We start from the raw sequence: 21,705 nt of genomic DNA, 5'->3' as shown, positions 1-21,705 counted from the left end.
CCATAACGGTCAGTATGACTCCCCTGCCCAATGGAGTAGGTCTATGCACAACTTTTTCTCTCATTCAAAAAATAGTCTTCGTGGTAGCAGTACCAAACCACGCAAGCTGACCGAAGCTGACATCACGCCAGAAAGTATTTTCTATCAGCGCCGCAAGGTGTTGCAGGCGTTGGGGATCACGGCGGCGTCACTGGCCTTGCCCACCGCGGCACAGGCCGACTTGTTAGCATGGTTTAAAGGCAATGATCGCCCTAAAGCGCCCTCAGGTAAGCCACTGGAGTTTACCAAATCAACGGTGTACCACCCGGATCTGGCGATGACACCGGAAGAGAAAGTGACTGGTTACAATAACTTCTACGAATTTGGTCTGGATAAAGCTGATCCCGCCGCCAATGCTGGCACGCTAAAAACTGAGGGTTGGCAGATACGTATCGACGGTGATGTGGCTAAACCAATGACACTGGATATCGATGACCTGATAAAACGCTTCCCGCTGGAAGAACGCATTTATCGTATGCGCTGCGTCGAAGCCTGGTCCATGGTGGTGCCGTGGATTGGTTTTGAGTTAGGGAAACTGCTCAAGCTGGTTGAACCGACCAGTAATGCCCGCTATGTCGCATTTCAAACGCTGTATGCACCGGATCAGATGCCGGGACAGGAAGACCGTTTTATTGGTGGCGGGCTAAAATATCCGTATGTCGAAGGCTTACGACTGGATGAAGCTATGCATCCACTCGCCTTTATGACTCTGGGGGTGTATGGCAAAGCCCTGCCACCGCAAAATGGTGCCCCGCTGCGGCTTATCACACCGTGGAAATATGGTTTTAAAGGGATAAAATCTATCGTTCATATTCGCCTGACCCATGATCAGCCGCCCACCACTTGGAACCTCAGTGCGCCTAACGAGTATGGTTTTTATGCCAATGTGAATCCCCATGTCGATCATCCGCGTTGGTCGCAAGCTACTGAGCGCTTTATCGGCGCCGGCGGTATCCTTGATGTGCAGCGCCAACCTACTCTGCTGTTCAACGGTTATGCGGACCAAGTTGCATCCCTCTACCGTGGCTTGGATCTGCGGGAGAATTTCTGATGCGCCTGAGTCTACGGCAGATTAAAGGGTTAAAAGTGGCTATCTGGCTGGCAGCAGCGCTGCCTTTGCTGTGGCTTATTTTATCGGTTAATCAGGGTTGGCTCAGTGCCGACCCCGCCAAAGATATTCAGCATTTTACCGGCCGCATGACACTGAAACTATTGCTAGCCACTTTAGTGGTCACGCCGCTGGCGCGTTATGGTAAACAGCCCCTGTTGATCCGCTGCCGCCGGTTATTAGGCTTATGGTGTTTTGCCTGGGGAACCCTGCATTTAGTCAGCTACTCCTTGCTGGAACTGGGGCTGAGTAATATTGGCCTGCTGGGGCGCGAGCTGGTCACCCGCCCCTATCTGACATTGGGAATTATCAGTTGGTTATTGTTACTATCACTGGCCGCCACCTCCACCTTATGGGCGCAACGGAAAATGGGACCCAACTGGCAAAAACTGCATAATTTGGTGTATGTTGTCGCCATCCTTGCGCCAATTCATTATCTTTGGTCGGTGAAAACGCTTTCGCCACTGCCGATTATCTACGCCGTGGCGGCGGTTATATTGCTGGCACTACGCTATAAAAAATTTCGGCAATGGTGCCGTTAGTGGCCGGAACTTATCATGATTCTTCCCGTCATAAATAATGCTGAACGCACAGTTCGCACTCTTTTCTATTGAATATCTTCGCTGATAAGACCAGTATTTAGCTGCTAATTGCTACGATATCATTATAATGCCCGACCTTAGTGCCGATCGCAGTGTCAAATTCGTCGTAAAAAGGTGACAAATCGGTGACATCAGGTTATTTTTTACGATGATGGACTAATTGCCGGAGATACCAGCACAATGTCGGATAAGTTGCACATTTTGCTTCTGAATGGCCCTAACCTGAATCTGCTTGGAACGCGTGAACCGGAAAAGTACGGTTACACTACATTGGCTGAGATTGTCAGTCAGTTAGAGGCTCAAGCCCAGGGATTGGATGTGGCGCTGTCTCATTTGCAGTCAAATGCAGAACACGCGCTGATCGATAGAATTCATCAGGCACGGGGTAATACCGATTTTATCCTGATCAACCCAGCAGCGTTTACGCATACCAGCGTGGCACTGCGTGATGCATTGTTAGGTGTACAGATCCCGTTTATCGAGATCCATTTATCTAACGTGCATGCCCGGGAGCCTTTCCGTCATCATTCATATCTCTCTGATATTGCAGTTGGCGTAATCTGTGGACTTGGCGCAGATGGCTACAACTTTGCTTTACAGGCAGCGGTAAATCGCTTGTCAAAATCCAACTAATGCAACACACAAAGAGTACGGAATCACACTCATGGATATTCGTAAGATTAAGAAACTGATCGAACTGGTTGAAGAGTCCGGCATTTCAGAGCTGGAAATCTCAGAAGGCGAAGAGTCAGTACGTATCAGTCGTGCTCCCGCCGCACCAAACTACCCAATGATGCAACAGCCATATGCTTTTGCTGCACCACAGCAACAGCCCGCACTGGCTGCCGCCGTTGCACCAGCACCTGCTGAAGCGGCTGCACCAGCAGCAATCAGTGGCCATATCGTGCGCTCCCCAATGGTCGGTACCTTCTACCGCACCCCGAGCCCGGATGCTAAAGCCTTCATTGAAGTAGGTCAGAAAGTTTCTGCTGGTGACACTCTTTGCATCGTTGAAGCGATGAAAATGATGAACCAAATCGAAGCAGATAAATCCGGTACTGTAAAAGCCATTCTGGTTGAAAACGGTCAGCCGGTTGAATTCGACGAGCCTCTTGTCGTCATCGAGTAACGAGGCGTTCCATGCTTGATAAAATCGTAATCGCTAACCGTGGTGAGATTGCGCTGCGTATCCTGCGAGCTTGTAAAGAGCTGGGGATCAAAACTGTGGCAGTTCACTCTACTGCGGATCGTGATCTTAAACATGTGTTATTGGCTGACGAGACTGTTTGTATTGGTCCCGCACCTTCTGTTAAAAGCTATCTGAACATCCCGGCAATCATTTCTGCGGCTGAGATCACCGGCGCGGTGGCTATTCACCCCGGCTATGGTTTCCTGTCTGAAAATGCTGATTTTGCCGAACAGGTAGAACGTTCAGGTTTCATCTTTATCGGCCCACGTGCCGAAACTATTCGCCTGATGGGTGATAAAGTTTCAGCAATAAGCGCGATGAAGAAAGCTGGTGTACCTTGCGTACCTGGCTCTGACGGCCCATTGACTGACGACACTACCAAGAATAAAGCCTTTGCCAAACGTATCGGTTACCCGGTCATTATCAAGGCATCTGGCGGTGGTGGTGGTCGTGGCATGCGTGTGGTTCGTCATGATAAAGATCTCGAGCAGTCCATCAACATGACCCGTGCGGAAGCCAAAGCGGCTTTCAATAACGACATGGTTTATATGGAGAAATACCTTGAGAACCCACGCCATATCGAAGTTCAGATTTTGGCTGACGGTCAGGGTAATGCTATCTATCTGGCTGAGCGTGACTGTTCTATGCAGCGCCGCCACCAGAAAGTGGTTGAAGAGGCACCAGCACCGGGCATCACCAGCGAATTGCGCCGTTATATCGGTGAGCGCTGCGCGAAAGCCTGTGTAGAGATCGGCTATCGTGGTGCGGGGACTTTCGAGTTCCTGTATGAAAACGGCGAGTTCTATTTCATTGAAATGAACACCCGTATTCAGGTTGAACATCCGGTTACCGAAATGATCACCGGTGTCGATTTGATCAAAGAACAACTGCGTATCGCTGCGGGCCAACCTCTCTCCATCAAACAAGATGAAGTGAAGGTACACGGCCACGCCGTGGAATGCCGTATCAACGCCGAAGACCCGAATACCTTCCTGCCAAGTCCGGGTAAAATTACCCGTTTCCATGCGCCGGGCGGTTTTGGTGTGCGTTGGGAGTCTCATATTTACGCCGGTTATACTGTGCCACCATATTATGACTCCATGATCGGCAAGCTGATCACTTACGGTGAAAACCGTGACGTGGCGATTGCTCGTATGAAAAATGCGCTGGCAGAACTCATTATCGACGGTATCAAAACTAACGTTGAGTTACAGCTGCGCATCATGAACGACGAAAACTTCCAGCACGGTGGCACCAATATCCACTATCTGGAGAAGAAACTCGGGTTACAAGAAACCTGATATTTCGCCTTTCATGCTGTTAGTCTTTTATATCAAGGCCGGTTAATCACCGGTCTTTTTTCTTTTGAGACTTTATTTCGACTTATCTATCTGAAGTTATTGGTGTTGTAGTCAAGCGGCAATCTAATGAAATCCGATAAGTTAATTCGGATGGGTGAGAGCGGCTAACAACGCTGTAGCGCCAAGTACGAAGGTATTATTACCCACAGTAATTGGTGTGACAGCCAGGCAGCAAACGAACACATCCCGATGAGCTGACTCACGTCAGTGATTCGGGTGGGTGAGAGCGGCTAACAACGCTGTAGCGCCAAGTACAAAGGGTATGGGGAGAACTATGGAAACAAGATTTATACAAGCCCACAAAGAAGCGCGCTGGGCCTTTGGTTTAACATTGGCTTATTTGGCGGGCTGGATATTGACTGCGTATTTGCCCGGTAATATCCCTGGTATGAGTGGCTTGCCAGTTTGGTTTGAAGCCGCCTGTATTGCGCTGCCACTGGTGTTTATTGTGTTGTGCGCTCTGATGGTGCGTTTCGTCTTCCGCGATATTCCGTTGGAGGATGAGAATGCAAACTGATGTTGTCCTGCCATTAGTGGGCTATCTGGCAATGGTATTTGGCTTATCAATTTATGCCTATACCCGCCAAAAAACCGGAAGTTTTCTAAACGAATACTTTATCGGCAATCGCTCGATGGGAGGATTCGTACTGGCAATGACCCTGACCGCCACTTATATCAGTGCCAGTTCATTTATTGGCGGGCCGGGTGCTGCCTATAAGTATGGCCTTGGCTGGGTGTTATTAGCGATGATCCAGTTACCTGCGGTCTGGCTGTCGCTGGGTGTTCTGGGCAAGAAGTTTGCCATTCTGGCGCGCCGCTATAACGCTGTAACCCTCAACGATATGCTGTATGCCCGCTATCAGAGTCGATTGCTGGTGTGGCTGGCCAGTATCAGTTTGTTGGTGGCGTTTGTCGGTGCCATGACCGTGCAATTTATTGGTGGTGCACGTTTGCTGGAAACTGCGGCAGGCATTCCTTACGATACCGGCTTATTAATATTTGGTATCAGTATCGCGTTATATACCTCTTTTGGTGGTTTCCGCGCCAGTGTATTGAACGATGCCTTGCAAGGGCTGGTGATGTTGATCGGCACTATTTTGCTATTGGTTGCAGTGATCCATGCCGCAGGCGGGCTGCATAAAGCCGTCGATACACTACAACATATTGATCCAGCGCTAGTTTCACCGCAAGGTGGTGACAAGATCCTTGATTTGCCGTTTATGGCCTCGTTCTGGATCCTGGTGTGCTTTGGCGTGATTGGCCTGCCACATACTGCCGTGCGCTGTATTTCGTATCGTGATAGCAAAGCGGTACATCGTGGCATTATCATCGGCACCATTGTGGTCGCCATCCTGATGTTCGGCATGCATTTGGCTGGCGCATTGGGCCGGGCTATCCTGCCGGACCTGAAGATCCCCGATCAGGTGATCCCGACACTGATGATCACCGTGTTACCGCCCTTTGCTGCCGGGATCTTTCTGGCGGCACCCATGGCGGCGATTATGTCGACCATCAATGCCCAGTTGCTGCAATCTTCTGCAACCATCGTGAAAGATTTATATCTCAATCTGTGGCCGGAAGAGTTGAAGAATGAACGCAAGTTGGCGCGTATTTCCAGCTTATCGACGCTTATTCTGGGGCTGTTACTGTTACTTGCTGCCTGGCGGCCGCCGGAAATGATTATCTGGCTGAATCTGTTGGCCTTTGGTGGTCTGGAAGCGGTATTCCTCTGGCCATTGGTGCTGGGGCTGTACTGGGAGCGCGCCAATGCTCACGGAGCCCTTAGCTCTATGATTGTCGGTGCGGTATGCTATACGGTATTGGCCAGTTTCAATATTAAGATAGCTGGCCTACACCCGATAGTGCCGTCGCTGGTGCTTAATCTGCTGGCGTTTTATATCGGTAATCAGTTTGGCGACAGGGCTAGAGCGCGACAGCCCGTGGTAGTTAGCGCTGATTAGAAACGATTAATTTATATCAGCTCAATTATATACCCAATAGATTTCAAGATGCAGGAAGGCGGCAAGCGAGGGCATCCCGATGAGCTTACACAGTCAAGTGATTCGGGTGGCGTGAGCACAGCCAACCCCCCTGCGACTTGAAAGATGAAGGGGATTGAGCTTTTGAGAGAAAAGTTATGCCTTGGATTCAACTAAAATTAAACACCACCGGCAATCAGGCCGAATCCCTTGGGGACGCATTGATTGAAAGTGGCGCGGTGTCAGTTACGTTTCAGGATACTCACGATAATCCGGTGTTTGAGCCACTACCAGGCGAAACTCGACTGTGGGGCGATACTGATGTGATTGGCCTGTATGATGCTGAAACGGAGATGGCCGCAGTGATCGCCATGCTGGAATACAACCCGCAACTCGGTAAAGGCTTTATCCATAAGATTGAGCAGTTGGAAGATAAGGATTGGGAACGTGAATGGATGGATAATTTCCATCCGATGCGTTTCGGTGAGCGCCTGTGGATCTGCCCGAGCTGGCGTGATGTGCCGGACCCAACCGCGGTCAACGTGATGCTGGACCCCGGTTTGGCATTTGGTACCGGTACCCATCCAACCACCGCATTGTGTCTGCAATGGCTCGATGGCCTCAGCCTGGACGGTAAAACTGTTATCGACTTCGGTTGTGGCTCTGGCATCCTGGCAATTGCAGCGCTAAAACTCGGTGCAACGCGCGCTATTGGCATCGACATCGATCCGCAGGCCATTCAAGCCAGTCGTGATAACGCACAGCGTAACGGCGTTTCAGAGCGTCTGGAGCTGTATCTCGCCAAAGACCAGCCAGCAGACTTATCTGCTGATGTGGTGGTCGCCAATATTCTGGCAGGTCCCTTGCGCGAACTGGCGCCACTGATTAGTGTACTACCGGTAACCGGCGGTCATTTGGGTCTGTCCGGGGTACTGGCGACCCAGGCGGAGGGCGTCGCACAGGCTTACGAGGATAAGTTCACCCTCGATCCAGTGGCAGAGAAAGAAGAGTGGTGCCGTATTACCGGTATCAAGCGGTAAACGCGCAAAAACCGACGCCCCTGCCAGGGCGGTTAAACCTTAGCAGGGGGCCATCACATCCCTTGCTGAGTTAGCATTTCTGGCAATCGACCACACTCTCTTTTTAATCAAAATGGGAGGTCTGACTCATTTCCATCTGTGCTTTATCATTGATTTGATGAATAAATCAGCACTTTCGACCAGGCAGATGTAGCATAACTAGTCGATAATTGTGATGTTTAGGAGAAAATCCTGAAGCGCACAAATTAATCAATTTTAGTTAACACCATGTTATATATGGATAAATAATTAATTAGCACAGCTTGGCGGGTATTTTATCGCTCTTTTTTCATCAATTGGTCAAAGTTTGGCCTTTCATCTGGGCGCAAAAATGCGTAATATACGCGCCCTTACGGACACAGTGTGGTCATTCTTTGTCTATGCGTATTGGACACTTCCAGCTTACAAATTGCCTGATTGCCGCCCCGATGGCTGGTATAACAGACCGCCCCTTCAGAGCGCTATGTCATGGCATGGGGGCTGGGATGACGGTATCTGAAATGCTCTCCTCGAATCCCGAGGTCTGGCGGACGGATAAGTCGCGTTTGCGTATGGTTCATAGCGATGAGCCTGGGATTCGTACCGTGCAAATTGCCGGTAACGACCCGGATGAGATGGCAGCAGCAGCCAGAATCAATGTGGCTAATGGTGCACAAATCATCGATATCAATATGGGATGTCCGGCCAAGAAAGTGAATCGCAAGCTGGCAGGTTCTGCATTATTGCAACATCCTGATTTGGTTAAACAAATCCTCTCCGCAGTGGTTAATGCGGTAGATGCGCCAGTAACGCTGAAGATCAGGACGGGTTGGTCGACCGAACACCGTAATTGTATAGAAATTGCCCAACTGGCCGAAAATTGTGGTATACAAGCCCTGACGATTCATGGCCGAACCCGTTCTTGCCTGTTTAATGGTGAGGCGGAATACGACAGCATTCGGGCAGTTAAGCAGATTGTTTCCATTCCCGTTATCGCGAATGGCGACATCACTGACCCGCATAAAGCCAGAGCGGTGCTCGACTACACTGGGGCTGATGCTCTGATGATAGGACGTGCCGCTCAGGGAAGACCTTGGATCTTCCGGGAAATCCAGCATTATCTGGACACTGGGGAGCTGCTGCCACCGATGCCACTTGGCGAAGTGCAGCGCTTGTTAAACGGGCATATACGGGAATTGCACGACTTTTATGGTCCAGGCAAGGGATTTCGTATTGCACGTAAGCACGTCTCTTGGTATCTCCAGGAGCACGCCCCTAACGACCAGTTTCGGCGCACATTCAACGCCATTGAGGATGCCAGCGAACAGCTGGAGGCGTTGGAGGCATATTTCGAAAATCTTGCGTAAACAGAAAAAAGAGCTGACAGAACTATGTTCGAACAACGCGTAAATTCTGACGTACTGACCGTTGCAACCGTAAATTCACAAGATCAGGTGACTCAAAAGCCTTTGCGTGACTCGGTTAAACAAGCACTGAAGAACTATTTTGCTCAACTGAATGGTCAGGATGTGAGTGACCTGTATGAGTTGGTACTGGCTGAAGTTGAACAGCCATTGTTGGACATGGTGATGCAATACACCCGTGGCAACCAAACCCGTGCTGCCCTGATGATGGGCATCAACCGTGGTACGCTACGTAAGAAATTGAAAAAATACGGCATGAACTGATACTAGTCAGTTAAGTTGTTGTTTAAAAAGGCGTACTCCACACGGAGCGCGCCTTTTTTATTACGCAATCTCTACCCGATTGCGCCCTTGCTGTTTCGCTCGATATAGGGCTTCATCTGCCAGTTTGAGCGAATCTTCCAGCACACCCTCGCCATTCCAGTACGCCACGCCTAGCGAAATCGTAATGGGACGAATGTCCGATATCACCATCTTTTCTACATTTTGACGCAGCCGGTTAGCGACCTGTGTGGCCACATCCAACGTAGTACCCGGTAGCAACATCAGGAACTCCTCCCCTCCGCTACGACACAAGATATCCGTGTCACGGGAGCTATCGCGGATTTGGACTGCCAATTGCTTAATAACCTCATCACCAACGTCGTGGCCGTAAGCGTCATTAATCGACTTAAAGTGGTCAATATCCAGTGCAATAACCGAAAAATGCTGCCCAAGTTGTGAGATAGGCTCGAGGGTGATGGCCAATCCACGCCGGTTAAACAGGCCAGTCATGGGATCAGTTTGTGCCTCAAACTTCAATTTACCGATTTTCTTTTGCAACAAACTGATGCCAATCAATAGCGCCCGTTTGAGTTGGGTCGATTCGAAATACCAGGAAGGAATTTCCTTGATGCTGCTGGCAATATCGGGCTTATCCATATGGTTGGCACTGCCGGCGAGCAACCACAGCGGGCGGGCAATTAACCGGGATAACAGCCAAACACCCAGCAAAGTGAGTAGCGCCAATGGCGTGATATGACCAAGCCCTTTTAGCATTAAACCTTCCAGTGGCTTCAACGTTGACGCTTCGGGCCGTAAGGTAATGATTTCCCAACCGGAGGGTTCGACAATGGCATAGCCCGCCAGCATCGATTCGCCGCTAGTATTGGTAACCATCAAGCTGCCGTTAGTGGCGGTTTTTATCGCTTCCGTGATGGGCTTAGGTTCAAGTATTTCCCCGATACGGCTGGTATCTTGGTGATAAAGGATGCGCCGATCGCTGTCGAGCACCACGATATAGGAGCCATCACGATAATAATGCTCACCCAATAGCTCATTTAAAATACTTTGCTTGCGCAGGTAAATAGTACCGCCGATATAACCGCGATAACGTCCATCCGGCGTAAAGATGGGGGTCGAGATATTGATAACCAGATTATTTGCTGCCGATACATAAGGCTTACTAATTACCGGGCGACGTAGTTTTAACGCCTCCACTGACCCTGGTGATGTCAATACGTGACCTAATAACTGGAAATTGTCCGGGGATGTTGCGCGGATAACACCATGTGCATCCGTTATTACCACCGAGTTAAAACTATCGGTTTGGTATTTTAGCCGTGCGGTTTCCGCTTGCAGCACCTCATGATCATCAAAATTCTTGGCGACAATCATACTGCTGTAATGCAGTTGCTTTTGCGCGCTTCTCAGGAAAATATCCGTACTGGATGCCAGTTTAGTCGCATAAACACGGTTGGCTTCGAGTGTGTTATCAATCAGTAGCTGCCGCTGTACCCGATAACTGGCATAGAAACTGTTTGCAAGCGTCACAAAAGCGCTCATTACAGCTAGAATAAGGATTAGTCGACCTAAGTCGAGGCGGAAAATTTTGGCAGCAAGAATAGAGCGTAGCAAGACAGCCTTCCTGAGTCGATAAATGACTATGTTTAGCATGACGGTAACATGAAAATAAGGCGAGAATCCGCCTATATGTACACTGCTATCATATTTATCTCCTCAGATTAAGAGTTCTCACGCTATAGTCATTGTTAACAATTATCTATACTCAAAGTAATTGCCGTTACAGTGAGGTAACAAGCGCATCTCGTTGAGCTTATCAAGGTTCAGAGTGAAAACAGCTAACACTGCTGCAACGTCAAGTAGGAAGGGTATTGCCGACGAAGTCTGATTTGTACCGATAATAGGGGTTTGATTATGAATAAGCTGGTCATTGCCGTAGCACTTACAGCGACAGTATTAAGTGGATGTGCCAACAACAGAACTGCGTCTGGTGATACTTTCACCGCCTCTCAGGCACGACAAGTACAGACCGTAACCTACGGCACCGTTATCTCTGCACGGCCAGTCACCATTCAGGGCGGCAGTGAAAATAATGTGGCCGGTGCCATTGGTGGTGCTGTAGTCGGGGGCTTCTTGGGTAACACTATAGGTGGTGGCCGTGGTAATAGCCTGGCAACGGCAGGTGGTGCGGTAGCCGGTGGTATGGCAGGTCAAGGTGTGCAAAGCGCCATGAACCGTAGTGAAGGTGTACAACTGGAAATTCGCCGAGATGATGGCAGCAGTATCGTCGTCGTACAGGCACAAGGGCCAACGCGTTTCAGTGCGGGTCAACGCGTCATGATTGCCAGTGATCGTAGCGGCACAGTAACAGTTTCTCCTCGCTAAATTAATCAGCCGGGGGGATCCCCCTCCGGCTATTAGCGCATTAACACAAAAAATACCCCACAATTTAGCAACAACTTTTATCGGTGTAATAGGCTTTTTAGTAACATAAAAGGTATTACCTCTCGCCCCCTTCCAGATGAAAAAACTATTGATACTGATTATGATAGTCAAATATTGTGTTGCCACGAGGAATGTGTTGTGGTTAAATAGCCTCATCGGTTTGGAACACAGACCTTATGAAAGCAGTTTTAGTAAAGCAGTCCTCAGTTCAAGCGTTATCCATAGATATCCCTTCTCCGTGAGTCTCCTCCTAAGTGCCCAAATAAGTAATCCGCTGAAAAACAGACCACGTTCGCCGCACTATTGTGGCAAAAAATAATTGAAGGAAGTATCCCTATGTCTAATAAAATGACTGGTTTAGTAAAATGGTTTGACGCTGGTAAAGGTTTTGGTTTCATCACTCCTGCTGATGGTAGCAAAGATGTATTCGTACACTTCTCTGCCATCCAGAGCAATGATTTCAAAACGTTAGATGAAGGTCAAAAAGTTGAGTTCTCTATTGAGAACGGCGCTAAAGGCCCATCAGCGGTAAACGTAGTCGCTCTGTAATACAGCGTGATTAGGGGAGCAGGTTGCCGATAGCGATGACGGCCAGACCCGAGCAGTGTAACCCGCTCTCCAAATAAAGTAATAAGCAGTACCCGGTTGACAGTAACATTTATGCAAGCAGTTTTAGTAAAGCAGTTCTCCGTATTAGCGTTATCAGACAGATACCTCTTCTTCGCGAAATTCCTTCTAAGTGCCCCATAAGTTGTACCCAAGCCTATCCGTTCGCCTATGGCGGCAATCAAAAATAATTGAAGGAAGTATCTCTATGTCTAATAAAATGACTGGTTTAGTAAAATGGTTTAACGCTGATAAAGGTTTTGGTTTTATCTCTCCTGCTGACGGTAGCAAAGATGTGTTCGTTCACTTCTCTGCCATCCAGAGTAATGATTTTAAAACCTTAGATGAAGGTCAAAAAGTTGAGTTCTCTATTGAGAACGGCGCTAAAGGCCCAGCAGCGGCAAATGTTATTGCGCTGTAACAGCCAATAATAGATACCAAAACTATTGGAATAACGTACGATAGATGAAGGTGATAGCTCTGAGCCGTTACGTTATTCTGAATAAAAAGAACCCGCCTTGGTGCGGGTTTTTTTGTTGCCAAAAATAGGGCTACACTCAGAATAATATTCAATTGCCAGTAGGCAAAAAGTAATAAATCCAATAAGCAACGTTTATACATTAATCTTTACCAATAGATTTAATCTGTCCGACTTTCCTCTACTCAGGCTGCCCCTGGCTTTACCCTCTCGTCTATTAATGCAAAATTACGTTGTTTTAACAGATAAAATCCCGCGTAGGATAATTAATAAAGTAGAGTAACCGCTAAATTTCTTCTGAATTGTTCGCGCCAGAATAATATATATATCCCGCTATGCATCCTCATCCCGAACAATATAAGAATGACTTTGATCAAAATGACTAGGTTATTTTGTCTATACTCTAAATAATTCAATTTGCAGGAAGGCGGCAACGAAGTGAACCTAATAAGTTGAGATAATTCAATGGCTTGGATGAGTGATGGCAGCCAACGCACATGCAGTTTGAAGTATGACGGGTATATACAGTTATTTCATATAACCATCGCCTTAATCATCTCATTATTACCGCTTTTTCACTGGCGATGATTAACACTGCACATAAAATAGCATCAGGGTAAATAATCATGTCGATATTCAAAACACGTATAGGAAGGATGTTACTTATCCTATTTATTGGGATAGGTATCTGGTTTAGCCCAGTCCCGGAATCGGTTGATCCGCGCGCCTGGCACCTGATGGCGGTTTTTGCAGCAACGGTTATCGGCCTGATCCTATCGCCATATCCGTTAGGAGCAATGGCGATATTCAGCCTGACAGTCGTCGCGGCTACAGGTTTGTTGAGCATCAAAGAAGTGTTAGCTGGTTTTGCTGACCCGACAATCTGGATGATAGCTTGCGCCTTCTTTATCTCACGCGGTTTTATTAAAACAGGTTTTGGCCGCCGGGTCGGTTATCTGTTTATCAGTAAGTTGGGCCACAGCTCGCTAGGTCTGGCTTATGGTTTGGTTCTAACCGATTTGCTATTCGCACCGGCGATGCCGTCTACCTCCGCCCGATGTGGTGGCATCATTACGCCGCTGTTCCGCTCAATTTCTGAAGCCTATGAATCGACACCAGAACGCGGTACCGAGCGCAAAATCGGGGCATTTCTGGTGCAATGTATCTTCCAGTGTAATGCCATTACCTGTGCGATGTTCCTGACCTCAATGGCCGGTAACCCAATGATTGGCAAACTGGCCGGTGAAATGGGGATTACCATTACCTGGACCAGTTGGGCATTGGCCGCCATCGTCCCTGGTTTAATCTCTTTGGCAGTAATCCCGTTGTTGCTGTATCGCTTCTATCCGCCAGAAATAAAGAAAACCCCGGAAATGCGCGCCCTGGCAATGGTGAAATTGAAAGAAATGGGGCCAATGAGCCGCAACGAATGGATTGTACTATCTGTCTTCGTCGGGCTGGTGACGCTGTGGGTATGTGGCGCAGCACTGAATATTGATGCCACCATGACCGCCTTTATTGGACTGGCAATTCTATTACTGAGTGGCGCACTGACCTGGGATGATGTGATTGCCGAGAAAGAAGCCTGGCATACGGTGATTTGGTTTGCGGTACTGCTAACTCTCGCCAGCCAACTGAATAAGCTGGGCTTTATTACCTGGTTTGGCTCATCAATTGCCGGTTCAGTGCAGGGGATGAACTGGGTGCCAATGATGGGAATCCTGCTGCTGGCGTACTATTACAGCCACTATATGATGGCCAGCGCCATCGCCCATATCAGTGCCATGTATGCCATTTTTGTCTCCATTGCTATTGCAGCAGGTGCTCCGCCAATGCTGACAGTATTGGTATTCGGTATGTTCAGTAACCTGTATATGGCAACTACCCACTACTCTGGCGGCCCGGCCCCTATCCTGTTTGGTTGTAACTTTATCCCACTGGCGACCTGGTGGAAGATTGGTTTCCTGATAAGTCTGGTGGTTATCCCTATCTGGCTGATTATCGGTAGCGCCTGGTGGAAAGTGCTGGGTTTCTGGTAATACATTGAAATATTAAGAATAAAAAACACCGCGTGATGACACTGGTGCGGTGTTTTTTATCGGTTAATTACTGCTGTTTACGTAATTCGATACCCACATCTCCGCCAGGGTGCACCGCCAGTAGGGCCTGTTTGGTAAAACCTCTGCGTGCCATCAGGCAGGCGCAGATAGCATCAAACAGGGCTAATACCAGAACAATAGATGTGGTTGCTAACATATTCAGCGGGTCTATCTCTTGCTTCACATGCGTTTTCAGCACCAAGGCAGATACCTGCGCGATAGCCGACTGCTCGTTTTCCGTTACACTGATAATCTGCACTTGCTTGCGTTGCAGCGTTGGCAGCAACCGGGTCAGCTCATCGGAATTCCCACCACGAGAGATCAAAATGATGATGTCCTGTGACCCGAGAAAACCCAAATCGCCGTGCGCAGCATCCGTAGCATTCAGGTAAATCGCCGGTTGCTCTACGCAAGCCAGCATATGAGCAACCTTTCGTGCGGCAATACCTGATGTGCCCACCCCAGTTACCGCGATTTTGCCACGGCACCCAGCCAACATCTCCAGCACCTGCAACCACACTTGCGGATCGACATTATCCTTTAACGCCGCCAGCTCGCGGCTATAAGTCATCCATGCGTCACTGGCTATCTGCCATTCATCACTCTGGCTCATCCTTCCTCCTGCATCAGTTCCTGATAGCGCATATGGTCGTGATACATCTGGTGGAACACGCGGTATTTACGGTCGTAATAGGCTTTGATTTTGTTAGTTTGCGGTGTGACCGTTTTACCAATGCGGCTCATGGCAGCCATCGCCTCCGGCAGCGACTCAAACACACCTGCTGCGACCGTGCCCATCATGGCACTGCCGAGCAACATGGCTTCACTCTCTTCCGGCAGTAACATGGCGCAACCCGTCGCATTAGCGTGTTCTTGTACAAAGATCGGGTTTTTAGTCCCGCCGCCACTGGCCATCATAGTGTCAATGCAATAGCCGTTCTTATTCATGGTTTCGATGATATGCCGTGTTCCCAGCGCCAGCGCCTGAATGGTTGCCAAATAGCGCAACGCCATATCTTCAAAGGTAGTAGACAGTTTCAAACCAGTAATAATGCCCGTCAGATTCGGATTCGCGCGCGGTGAACGGTTACCGTGGAAGTACGGCAAAATGTGAATATCTTTGGTGAGGAAGGCGATATTCTCCGGTTCACCGGCAAGCTGGCGCAGAATATGATTTAGCGCCTCGTAAATAGTCTCACCTTTGCTTTTGGCCTGTGCCAACAGCTGTGGATAACACGGATGTGTTTGAATAATATGGTCAATTAATGCTCCCGTCGCCGACTGCCCGCCCTCATTTAGCCAGTACTCCGGTAAAATAGCCGAATAATAGGGTCCCCAGATGCCGCCAATAAAATGCGCGGAACGGGACATCGCCATATGTGCCGTTGAGGTGCCACCAATCAGCGCAATGCGCCGATCAAAATTGGCATTTTCGCCAGTCACACCACTGGCACCGAGGATGCCAATGGTACCAGCATGGGCATCAATAATAGAGACACTGACCGCAGTGCCAGGGATCAACCCCATTTCTGATGCCGCGCGTTGGCTGAGCCCACGACCCAACGGCTCGCCCATTGGTTTAACGCTAGCGCCGATTTTCGCCGCATTGTTGTCCAGCAAATCAGCCAGCCCGACCAATTTGAAATAGGACGGGTCCCAGCGATCCTCATGGCCCAGATAGGTCCATTTACATACCGTGGAACAGAGCGAGCGAGTTTCATCTTTGGTCGCCCGCCAGGTGAGAAAATCCGGTAAATCAAACAGATGACCGACATTACTCCACGTGGTTGGCATATGCTGTTTCAACCACAGCAGTTTTGGGGTTTGCATTTCAGGTGAAATCACGCCGCCAACAAACTCCAATACCGGGTGTTTGGTGGCATTAATTCTTTCTGCCTGGGTAATGGCACGATGATCCATCCAGACAATTACATTCTGTTCGCTGCGCCCCGACGGGCTAACGGTCAACGGGTTGCCTTCTTTATCCAGCACCACCAGCGAACAGGTGGCATCGAACCCCAGCCCTTTCACTTGGATCGGGTTGATATCAGCCTGATTCACCGCATCTCGTACCGCATTACACACCGCCTGCCAGATATTATCGGAAGACTGCTCAACAAAATCCGCCTTGGGCTTAAACATGGTAATTTCACGGCTGGCCTGCCCGACCATGCGGCCCTGCAAATCGAATACTCCGGCCCTTGCGCTGCCGGTCCCTACATCTACGCCGATAAAGTAACTTGCCATTGTTGTATCCCTCAATTCTTAAGCCTTACGATTCTGTAATGCGATAAAGAGGATCAGCACCCCACCCCATAACGCCATGGTCAGGTAGCTACTCACCCCCAGCAAATTCAGGCCACTTTCCAATAGTTGCAGTACCACCAGCGCCAGGATCAAGCCGATGATGCGGCCAAAGCCGCCATCCGGGTTAATGCCACCCAATACCGATGCCAGAATGGTGACTAATAGATAGGATTCGCCGTAACCGGCTTTGGCCGAGTTAAATTTCGCCATCATCAGGATAGCCGCCCCCCATCCTAATATGGCTGACAGGATATAGACCGCGACCTGTACCCGATGGGTATTCACGCCACTAAAACGGCTGGCCTGCTCATTGGAGCCGACCAGATAGATGCTGCGCCCCAAGGTCGTGTGTTCCAAAAGTACCCACAACCCAGCGGAGACCAGCAAGAACAAGATCATCGCGACCGGAATACCGGCGATATCACCACTGCCAATGTATTGAATCACCGGTGGGAAATCAGAGATCACGTCACCGTTGGACAATAAAATATTCAGGCCGGTAATCAATGTCATGGTGCCCAACGTCGCCAGAATTGGCGACACCCCGACCACTGAAATCAGTAAGCCATTCAACGCACCAATCACCACCGCCACCAGCAAGCCAGCAACTAATGCCAGTAGCAGAAACAGCGGCTGATCAGGGTGGCTGACAATGATGGCAGCCATGACTAATGAGCAAGCGTTCGCTCCGGCAATAATGGATAAGTTAATACCGCCGGTCAGCATGGTCAGCCCCATCCCCAGCGCCAGCATGCCTAAAATCGGCAACTGCGAGGAAATAGACTGGAAGTTACCCAAGCTGAAGAAGCGTTGTCCCAAGGTCAATGAGAAGGCCAACATCACTGCCACCAGAATCAATAATTGCAGGCGGATAATGCGGTCATCAGGAATAATTCGGTTTAGCCAGGTCATATCAGTGCTCCCTCAGCAATTTGCGTTTTTCATTCCATGCGGTGGTACTGATACTCACCAAAATGATTGCGCCGCTGAAAACCGTATGCCAGTAAGAGGAGACGCTCAGCAGCGTCAGGCCGTTTTGCAAAAATGCCAGCAACATCACGCCGAGCACGGTGCCACTGAGGGATCCACGGCCCCCCGTCATACTGGTGCCGCCCAAGACCACGGCGGCCAGCACGGTCAGCTCAAACCCCATCAATGAGTTCGGTGCCACTGACTGGGAAATCTGCGCCTGTACCACCGCCGCCACCCCCGCCAGCATGCCCATGTAGCCATAGACGTAGAGATGCAAACGCAGAATATTAATGCCCAGACGGGAAGCCGCATCTTTATTGCTGCCCATGGCAAAGATCTGCCGCCCAAGGCGGGTGTAGTTCATCAATACACCGGTGAAAATGATGGTCGCCGCCAGGCAGAACAGCGGTAGTGTCAAGCCATAGTCATAGCCGTCACTGCCGGTAAACGAGAACCAGTTAATCCCGGTCATAAACCAGTCAGGGAAGCCGTACAACCAGGTACCGTTGGTGAAATAAACCAGCAGGCCATAGAACAGATTCAGTGTGGCAATGGTGATAATTATCGCTGGGACTTTCAACCAATACACCAGCAACCCATTGATCAGCCCCAGCACTAAACCAACTGACATGGCCAGAACAAACGCTAGCGCGAAGCTGCCGCCATGGGTAATCACCCACGATGCCATGACATATTGCGCAATGGCCGTTACCGCCGGGAAGGAGATATCAATACCACCGGCAATCAGCACCACAAACAGGCCACAGGCCAGAATACCCAAAATGGCATAACTGGTGGCGACATCGGTCAGATTCCCTAAGGTCAGGAACTCCGGGCTTTTTACACTCAGTCCGATGACTAACAGTAATACCAATAGCCCAAGATAAAACTCATGTCGCCCCGTCAGTTGCCGCAGTTTTAGCTTATCCATTGACCACCTCGGCTACCTGTTGTTCGGTGCACTGATGCGGGTAAAACTCGGCCACCAGTTCACCTTTGCGCATCACTAATATCCGGTGACTGTTGTAGTAAGCCTCCGGGATCTCGTCACAAATCATCAATACCGCCATCCCCTGCTCTGCCAAAGCTTTGGCAATATGGTAAATCCCTTCTTTGTTGGCGATATCCACGCCGACGGTCGGAGAATCGAGGATCAAAATACGCGGTTGCGTCGCTACCCATTTAGCAATAGCGATGCGCTGTGCATTACCACCCGATAACGTCTTGACCGGTAGGGCGGTATCGGACACTTTGATGTTCAGATCTTGCACCAGTTTTTTCACCAGCGCTGCGGCTTTGGCATGATCCAACAATCCACTGCGGGTATGTAATTTGTCAAAAACGGACACGATGGTGTTGTCATAGATCGATTGCTCCATGATCAATCCCTGTGTCAGGCGATCTTCAGAGACATAACCGATCCCGTGGCGGATCGCATCACGGTTGTTACGGAAATGCACTTGTTCACCGGCTACCCACACCTCGCCACTATCGGGTTGGGTCATGCCAAACAGGCTCAGACACAGCTCAGTACGCCCCGCCCCCAGTAAACCGGTGATCGACACTATTTCGCCCTGATGTAGGGTCAAATCGATGTTACGAAACTGCTCGCCACGACTCAGTTTTTTGATTTCCAGCAACGGCGTGGCTCCGGCCGCCAGTGGCGGCAACTGGCTGTAGGTAAAGCGCTGGCCGGTCATTAGGAACGCCAGCTCATGGCTGTCCAGTTCGCTGGCCGGCCAGGTACCAATGAGTTGGCCATCGCGCATGACACTGATTCTGTCGGCCACTTCCATCACTTCATCCAGCCGGTGGCTAACAAACACCACGCAGATACCTTGTGATTTGAGATCACGTACCACATCCAGCAAGCCTTTCACTTCCTGACTGGTTAGCGAGGCAGTAGGTTCATCCATAATCACCAAGCGGGCATCGGCAGCGATAGCGCGGCAAATCGCCACTAACTGGCGGTCAGCAATAGAGAGTTGTTCAACTTTTTTATCGGGATCAAGGGTGACACCCACTCGCTGCATGGCGGCTAACGCACGCTCACGCATACTTTTACGCTTCACCCAAAAATCACCACCTGGCAGATAACGGTGGACGGCAATATTTTCCGAAACGGTGAGATTAGGAAATAGCGACAAGTCTTGATATATCACCTGCACGCCATAGAAGAATGAGAGTTGCGGCGTAAACTGATGGAACAGCTTGCCGTCTATCAGGATACTTGCGCCTTTCTCTGGCTGATAAACTCCTGAAATCACTTTGATAATGGTGCTCTTGCCGCAGCCGTTCTGGCCTGCCAGACAGTGCACTTCTCCTTTATTCAGTGTGAGATTCACCTGATCCAGCGCCAGCACGCCGGGGAATCGCTTACTGATATTTTCAAGAGTGATAAATGCGTTGGCCTGAGTCATGACAATACCTTCCCTAACGCCATAAACATGGCGCTATTTTTACAGCAATTCGGTGATGATGGTGAGGGCTGCGGGGATGCTCTCCCGCTGCCTGATTTACTGCCAAGCACGGCTCGTTAGCCGGTAATTCCCTGGTGTGGCGTCTGAAAATCAGAAACCTAATGTTTTCGCATTATCTTTAGTGACTTCAAGGATCTTGTTGAAACGGATCACTCCTTTCTCGCTATCCACATCGGCTTTACCCAAGCCTTCGATGGTCAAGTCTGGCGTGATTTTTTGGCCTTTCAGTAATTGATCTGCAATCTGCACCACAGCAAAACCGGCGTCTTTTGGATCCCACAACAGGGCTTTTTTGATATCACCACGCATCAGATATGGCGCTGCCTGTGCTGGCATGGCGATACCCACTACTGCGATTTGATCTTTCGCGCGTTTCTTAGCCACTGCTTGACCGGCACCGATTGGCCCCAGTGAACCAAAACCAATGATCCCTTTCATTTTCGGATAGGTTTTCATCAGATCCAGAGTGGTGGAGTAAGACTTATCAATGTTCTCAGCCACTGGCAGGCGTGGAGTAACTTCGAACATATCGGGGTATTTTTCTTTCTGGTATTTGATAGCATAATCCGCCCAAGCGTTATGCAATGGCACAGTCAGGGAACCCACATAAATCGCATAACCCCCTTTGCCCCCCATGGCTTTCGCCAGTTCGTCCATGTTGGCCTGAGCATATTTTTCACTATCGATGGTCTCAACATCCCACTGCCCGATACGTTGATCAGGAGATTCGTGAGTTAACACCACAATGCCTTTCTCTTGCGCTTTTTTCAGTACTGGTTCCAGCACTTTGGCATCGTTCGGCACCACAATGATGGCATCTACATTTTTGGCAATAAGGTCTTCAATGACTTTAACTTGTTGCGCCGGGTCTGGCGTGGCAGGCCCAACCTGATAAGCATTAACATCCAGTTTTTTTGCTGCTTCATTTACGCCAACTTCCATACGGGTAAACCAAGGAATACCGGTAACTTTCGCGACAACAGCAATTTCATATTTTTTCTCTGCCATCGTTTGCGTAGTGAACAGCATGCATGCGGAAACGACACATGCATTCAGTAATGCGAGATTAAGTTTCATAGCAATACCTTCTTGTTTTCTTTCAGATAACGGGTTGGTTGCGAGGTGAGAAGCCCGTAGTGTGACACCGTGACTGTTTTATTTTCATGTGACTGCTTTTCACACACATGAGATTAACAAAGGAACACAATAGGCTGCGCGACGAGTCAGAGTGAATTGTGATGAAAGCCCAAAAAGGTAAAATTTAATGATTTATTAT

General features: G+C 49.4%; 21 protein-coding genes. 14 read left to right on the top strand and 7 right to left on the bottom strand.

Annotated elements, in window-relative coordinates:
- The first annotated feature begins 43 nt into the window (after positions 1 to 43).
- The 10 genes from msrP (at position 44) to fis (ending at position 9,024) form a co-directional block, all read left to right on the top strand.
- Complete coding sequence (msrP, locus tag V2A85_RS12235) at positions 44 to 1,090, top strand: protein-methionine-sulfoxide reductase catalytic subunit MsrP (protein WP_372560390.1); 1,047 nt, start codon at positions 44 to 46, stop codon at positions 1,088 to 1,090.
- Complete coding sequence (msrQ, locus tag V2A85_RS12230; protein WP_372560389.1) at positions 1,090 to 1,689, top strand: protein-methionine-sulfoxide reductase heme-binding subunit MsrQ; 600 nt, start codon at positions 1,090 to 1,092, stop codon at positions 1,687 to 1,689. Before msrP ends, msrQ begins: the two co-directional genes overlap by 1 nt.
- A 240-nt stretch (positions 1,690 to 1,929) precedes the next feature.
- Positions 1,930 to 2,382 (top strand): type II 3-dehydroquinate dehydratase, encoded by a 453-nt coding sequence (aroQ, locus tag V2A85_RS12225; RefSeq protein WP_083162188.1) that lies wholly within the window; start codon positions 1,930 to 1,932, stop codon positions 2,380 to 2,382.
- A gap of 31 nt (positions 2,383 to 2,413) precedes the next feature.
- Positions 2,414 to 2,878, top strand: a complete 465-nt coding sequence (gene accB / locus V2A85_RS12220; protein ID WP_004701474.1) for an acetyl-CoA carboxylase biotin carboxyl carrier protein — start codon at positions 2,414 to 2,416, stop codon at positions 2,876 to 2,878.
- Positions 2,879 to 2,889: 11 nt separating this feature from the next.
- Positions 2,890 to 4,239, top strand: coding sequence for an acetyl-CoA carboxylase biotin carboxylase subunit (gene accC, locus V2A85_RS12215; RefSeq protein WP_083162186.1), 1,350 nt, complete (start codon positions 2,890 to 2,892; stop codon positions 4,237 to 4,239).
- Between the two features lie 334 nt (positions 4,240 to 4,573).
- Positions 4,574 to 4,816, top strand: a complete 243-nt coding sequence (locus V2A85_RS12210) for a YhdT family protein (protein ID WP_372560388.1) — start codon at positions 4,574 to 4,576, stop codon at positions 4,814 to 4,816.
- Positions 4,806 to 6,260, top strand: a complete 1,455-nt coding sequence (gene panF, locus V2A85_RS12205) for a sodium/pantothenate symporter (protein WP_372560387.1) — start codon at positions 4,806 to 4,808, stop codon at positions 6,258 to 6,260. The genes V2A85_RS12210 and panF overlap by 11 nt, the downstream gene beginning before the upstream one ends.
- A 176-nt stretch (positions 6,261 to 6,436) precedes the next feature.
- Complete coding sequence (prmA, locus tag V2A85_RS12200; RefSeq protein ID WP_372560386.1) at positions 6,437 to 7,318, top strand: 50S ribosomal protein L11 methyltransferase; 882 nt, start codon at positions 6,437 to 6,439, stop codon at positions 7,316 to 7,318.
- Between the two features lie 419 nt (positions 7,319 to 7,737).
- Positions 7,738 to 8,703, top strand: a complete 966-nt coding sequence (gene dusB, locus V2A85_RS12195; RefSeq protein ID WP_083162177.1) for a tRNA dihydrouridine synthase DusB — start codon at positions 7,738 to 7,740, stop codon at positions 8,701 to 8,703.
- 24 nt (positions 8,704 to 8,727) lie between these two features.
- Positions 8,728 to 9,024: a DNA-binding transcriptional regulator Fis gene (fis, locus tag V2A85_RS12190; RefSeq protein ID WP_002210061.1), complete on the top strand. Its 297-nt coding sequence runs from the start codon at positions 8,728 to 8,730 to the stop codon at positions 9,022 to 9,024.
- A gap of 60 nt (positions 9,025 to 9,084) precedes the next feature.
- On the opposite strand, the gene V2A85_RS12185 is transcribed toward fis, so the two are convergent.
- Positions 9,085 to 10,644, bottom strand: coding sequence for a sensor domain-containing diguanylate cyclase (locus tag V2A85_RS12185; protein WP_420071532.1), 1,560 nt, complete (start codon positions 10,642 to 10,644; stop codon positions 9,085 to 9,087).
- A 312-nt stretch (positions 10,645 to 10,956) separates the two neighbouring features.
- Here V2A85_RS12185 and V2A85_RS12180 point away from each other — a divergent pair, with 312 nt between their 5' ends.
- The 4 genes from V2A85_RS12180 (at position 10,957) to V2A85_RS12165 (ending at position 14,610) form a co-directional block, all read left to right on the top strand.
- Positions 10,957 to 11,427: a glycine zipper 2TM domain-containing protein gene (locus V2A85_RS12180; protein WP_083162175.1), complete on the top strand. Its 471-nt coding sequence runs from the start codon at positions 10,957 to 10,959 to the stop codon at positions 11,425 to 11,427.
- A gap of 396 nt (positions 11,428 to 11,823) precedes the next feature.
- Positions 11,824 to 12,036: an RNA chaperone/antiterminator CspA gene (gene cspE, locus V2A85_RS12175; protein WP_005163090.1), complete on the top strand. Its 213-nt coding sequence runs from the start codon at positions 11,824 to 11,826 to the stop codon at positions 12,034 to 12,036.
- 265 nt (positions 12,037 to 12,301) lie between these two features.
- Positions 12,302 to 12,514, top strand: coding sequence for a cold shock protein CspG (gene cspG, locus V2A85_RS12170; RefSeq protein WP_032907660.1), 213 nt, complete (start codon positions 12,302 to 12,304; stop codon positions 12,512 to 12,514).
- A 683-nt stretch (positions 12,515 to 13,197) separates the two neighbouring features.
- On the top strand, positions 13,198 to 14,610 hold the full coding sequence (locus V2A85_RS12165; RefSeq protein ID WP_042568990.1) for an anion permease: 1,413 nt from the start codon (positions 13,198 to 13,200) through the stop codon (positions 14,608 to 14,610).
- Between the two features lie 67 nt (positions 14,611 to 14,677).
- On the opposite strand, the gene V2A85_RS12160 is transcribed toward V2A85_RS12165, so the two are convergent.
- From V2A85_RS12160 to V2A85_RS12135, 6 genes are all read right to left on the bottom strand, one after another.
- Positions 14,678 to 15,283: a KpsF/GutQ family sugar-phosphate isomerase gene (locus tag V2A85_RS12160; RefSeq protein WP_083162165.1), complete on the bottom strand. Its 606-nt coding sequence runs from the start codon at positions 15,281 to 15,283 to the stop codon at positions 14,678 to 14,680.
- On the bottom strand, positions 15,280 to 16,917 hold the full coding sequence (locus V2A85_RS12155; protein ID WP_372560385.1) for an FGGY-family carbohydrate kinase: 1,638 nt from the start codon (positions 16,915 to 16,917) through the stop codon (positions 15,280 to 15,282). Before V2A85_RS12155 ends, V2A85_RS12160 begins: the two co-directional genes overlap by 4 nt.
- An 18-nt stretch (positions 16,918 to 16,935) precedes the next feature.
- Positions 16,936 to 17,889 carry an ABC transporter permease gene (locus V2A85_RS12150; RefSeq protein ID WP_420071531.1) on the bottom strand — a complete coding sequence of 318 codons (954 nt, stop codon included), beginning with the start codon at positions 17,887 to 17,889 and terminating at the stop codon, positions 16,936 to 16,938.
- 1 nt (position 17,890) lies between these two features.
- Positions 17,891 to 18,880: an ABC transporter permease gene (locus V2A85_RS12145; RefSeq protein WP_032907665.1), complete on the bottom strand. Its 990-nt coding sequence runs from the start codon at positions 18,878 to 18,880 to the stop codon at positions 17,891 to 17,893.
- Complete coding sequence (locus V2A85_RS12140) at positions 18,873 to 20,369, bottom strand: sugar ABC transporter ATP-binding protein (protein ID WP_372560383.1); 1,497 nt, start codon at positions 20,367 to 20,369, stop codon at positions 18,873 to 18,875. Before V2A85_RS12140 ends, V2A85_RS12145 begins: the two co-directional genes overlap by 8 nt.
- Before the next feature lie 150 nt (positions 20,370 to 20,519).
- Positions 20,520 to 21,506 carry an autoinducer 2 ABC transporter substrate-binding protein gene (locus V2A85_RS12135; protein ID WP_005191421.1) on the bottom strand — a complete coding sequence of 329 codons (987 nt, stop codon included), beginning with the start codon at positions 21,504 to 21,506 and terminating at the stop codon, positions 20,520 to 20,522.
- Positions 21,507 to 21,705: the final 199 nt, after the last annotated feature.

It is taken from the genome of Yersinia sp. 1252 StPb PI (assembly GCF_048593885.1).
GTDB classification, from domain to species: Bacteria; Pseudomonadota; Gammaproteobacteria; order Enterobacterales; family Enterobacteriaceae; genus Yersinia; species Yersinia enterocolitica_E.
This window is presented reverse-complemented; position numbering and strand designations above follow the sequence as displayed.

What these genes read in the sequence shown, in the direction of transcription:
- msrP (WP_372560390.1), top strand. Translation starts at nt 44, where the DNA reads ATGCACAACTTTTTCTCTCATTCAAAAAATAGTCTTCGTGGTAGCAGT.
- msrQ (WP_372560389.1), top strand. Translation starts at nt 1,090, where the DNA reads ATGCGCCTGAGTCTACGGCAGATTAAAGGGTTAAAAGTGGCTATCTGG.
- aroQ (WP_083162188.1), top strand. Translation starts at nt 1,930, where the DNA reads ATGTCGGATAAGTTGCACATTTTGCTTCTGAATGGCCCTAACCTGAAT.
- accB (WP_004701474.1), top strand. Translation starts at nt 2,414, where the DNA reads ATGGATATTCGTAAGATTAAGAAACTGATCGAACTGGTTGAAGAGTCC.
- accC (WP_083162186.1), top strand. Translation starts at nt 2,890, where the DNA reads ATGCTTGATAAAATCGTAATCGCTAACCGTGGTGAGATTGCGCTGCGT.
- V2A85_RS12210 (WP_372560388.1), top strand. Translation starts at nt 4,574, where the DNA reads ATGGAAACAAGATTTATACAAGCCCACAAAGAAGCGCGCTGGGCCTTT.
- panF (WP_372560387.1), top strand. Translation starts at nt 4,806, where the DNA reads ATGCAAACTGATGTTGTCCTGCCATTAGTGGGCTATCTGGCAATGGTA.
- prmA (WP_372560386.1), top strand. Translation starts at nt 6,437, where the DNA reads ATGCCTTGGATTCAACTAAAATTAAACACCACCGGCAATCAGGCCGAA.
- dusB (WP_083162177.1), top strand. Translation starts at nt 7,738, where the DNA reads ATGCGTATTGGACACTTCCAGCTTACAAATTGCCTGATTGCCGCCCCG.
- fis (WP_002210061.1), top strand. Translation starts at nt 8,728, where the DNA reads ATGTTCGAACAACGCGTAAATTCTGACGTACTGACCGTTGCAACCGTA.
- V2A85_RS12180 (WP_083162175.1), top strand. Translation starts at nt 10,957, where the DNA reads ATGAATAAGCTGGTCATTGCCGTAGCACTTACAGCGACAGTATTAAGT.
- cspE (WP_005163090.1), top strand. Translation starts at nt 11,824, where the DNA reads ATGTCTAATAAAATGACTGGTTTAGTAAAATGGTTTGACGCTGGTAAA.
- cspG (WP_032907660.1), top strand. Translation starts at nt 12,302, where the DNA reads ATGTCTAATAAAATGACTGGTTTAGTAAAATGGTTTAACGCTGATAAA.
- V2A85_RS12165 (WP_042568990.1), top strand. Translation starts at nt 13,198, where the DNA reads ATGTCGATATTCAAAACACGTATAGGAAGGATGTTACTTATCCTATTT.
- V2A85_RS12160 (WP_083162165.1), bottom strand. Translation starts at nt 15,283, where the DNA reads ATGAGCCAGAGTGATGAATGGCAGATAGCCAGTGACGCATGGATGACT.
- V2A85_RS12155 (WP_372560385.1), bottom strand. Translation starts at nt 16,917, where the DNA reads ATGGCAAGTTACTTTATCGGCGTAGATGTAGGGACCGGCAGCGCAAGG.
- V2A85_RS12150 (WP_420071531.1), bottom strand. Translation starts at nt 17,889, where the DNA reads ATGACCTGGCTAAACCGAATTATTCCTGATGACCGCATTATCCGCCTG.
- V2A85_RS12145 (WP_032907665.1), bottom strand. Translation starts at nt 18,880, where the DNA reads ATGGATAAGCTAAAACTGCGGCAACTGACGGGGCGACATGAGTTTTAT.
- V2A85_RS12140 (WP_372560383.1), bottom strand. Translation starts at nt 20,369, where the DNA reads ATGACTCAGGCCAACGCATTTATCACTCTTGAAAATATCAGTAAGCGA.
- V2A85_RS12135 (WP_005191421.1), bottom strand. Translation starts at nt 21,506, where the DNA reads ATGAAACTTAATCTCGCATTACTGAATGCATGTGTCGTTTCCGCATGC.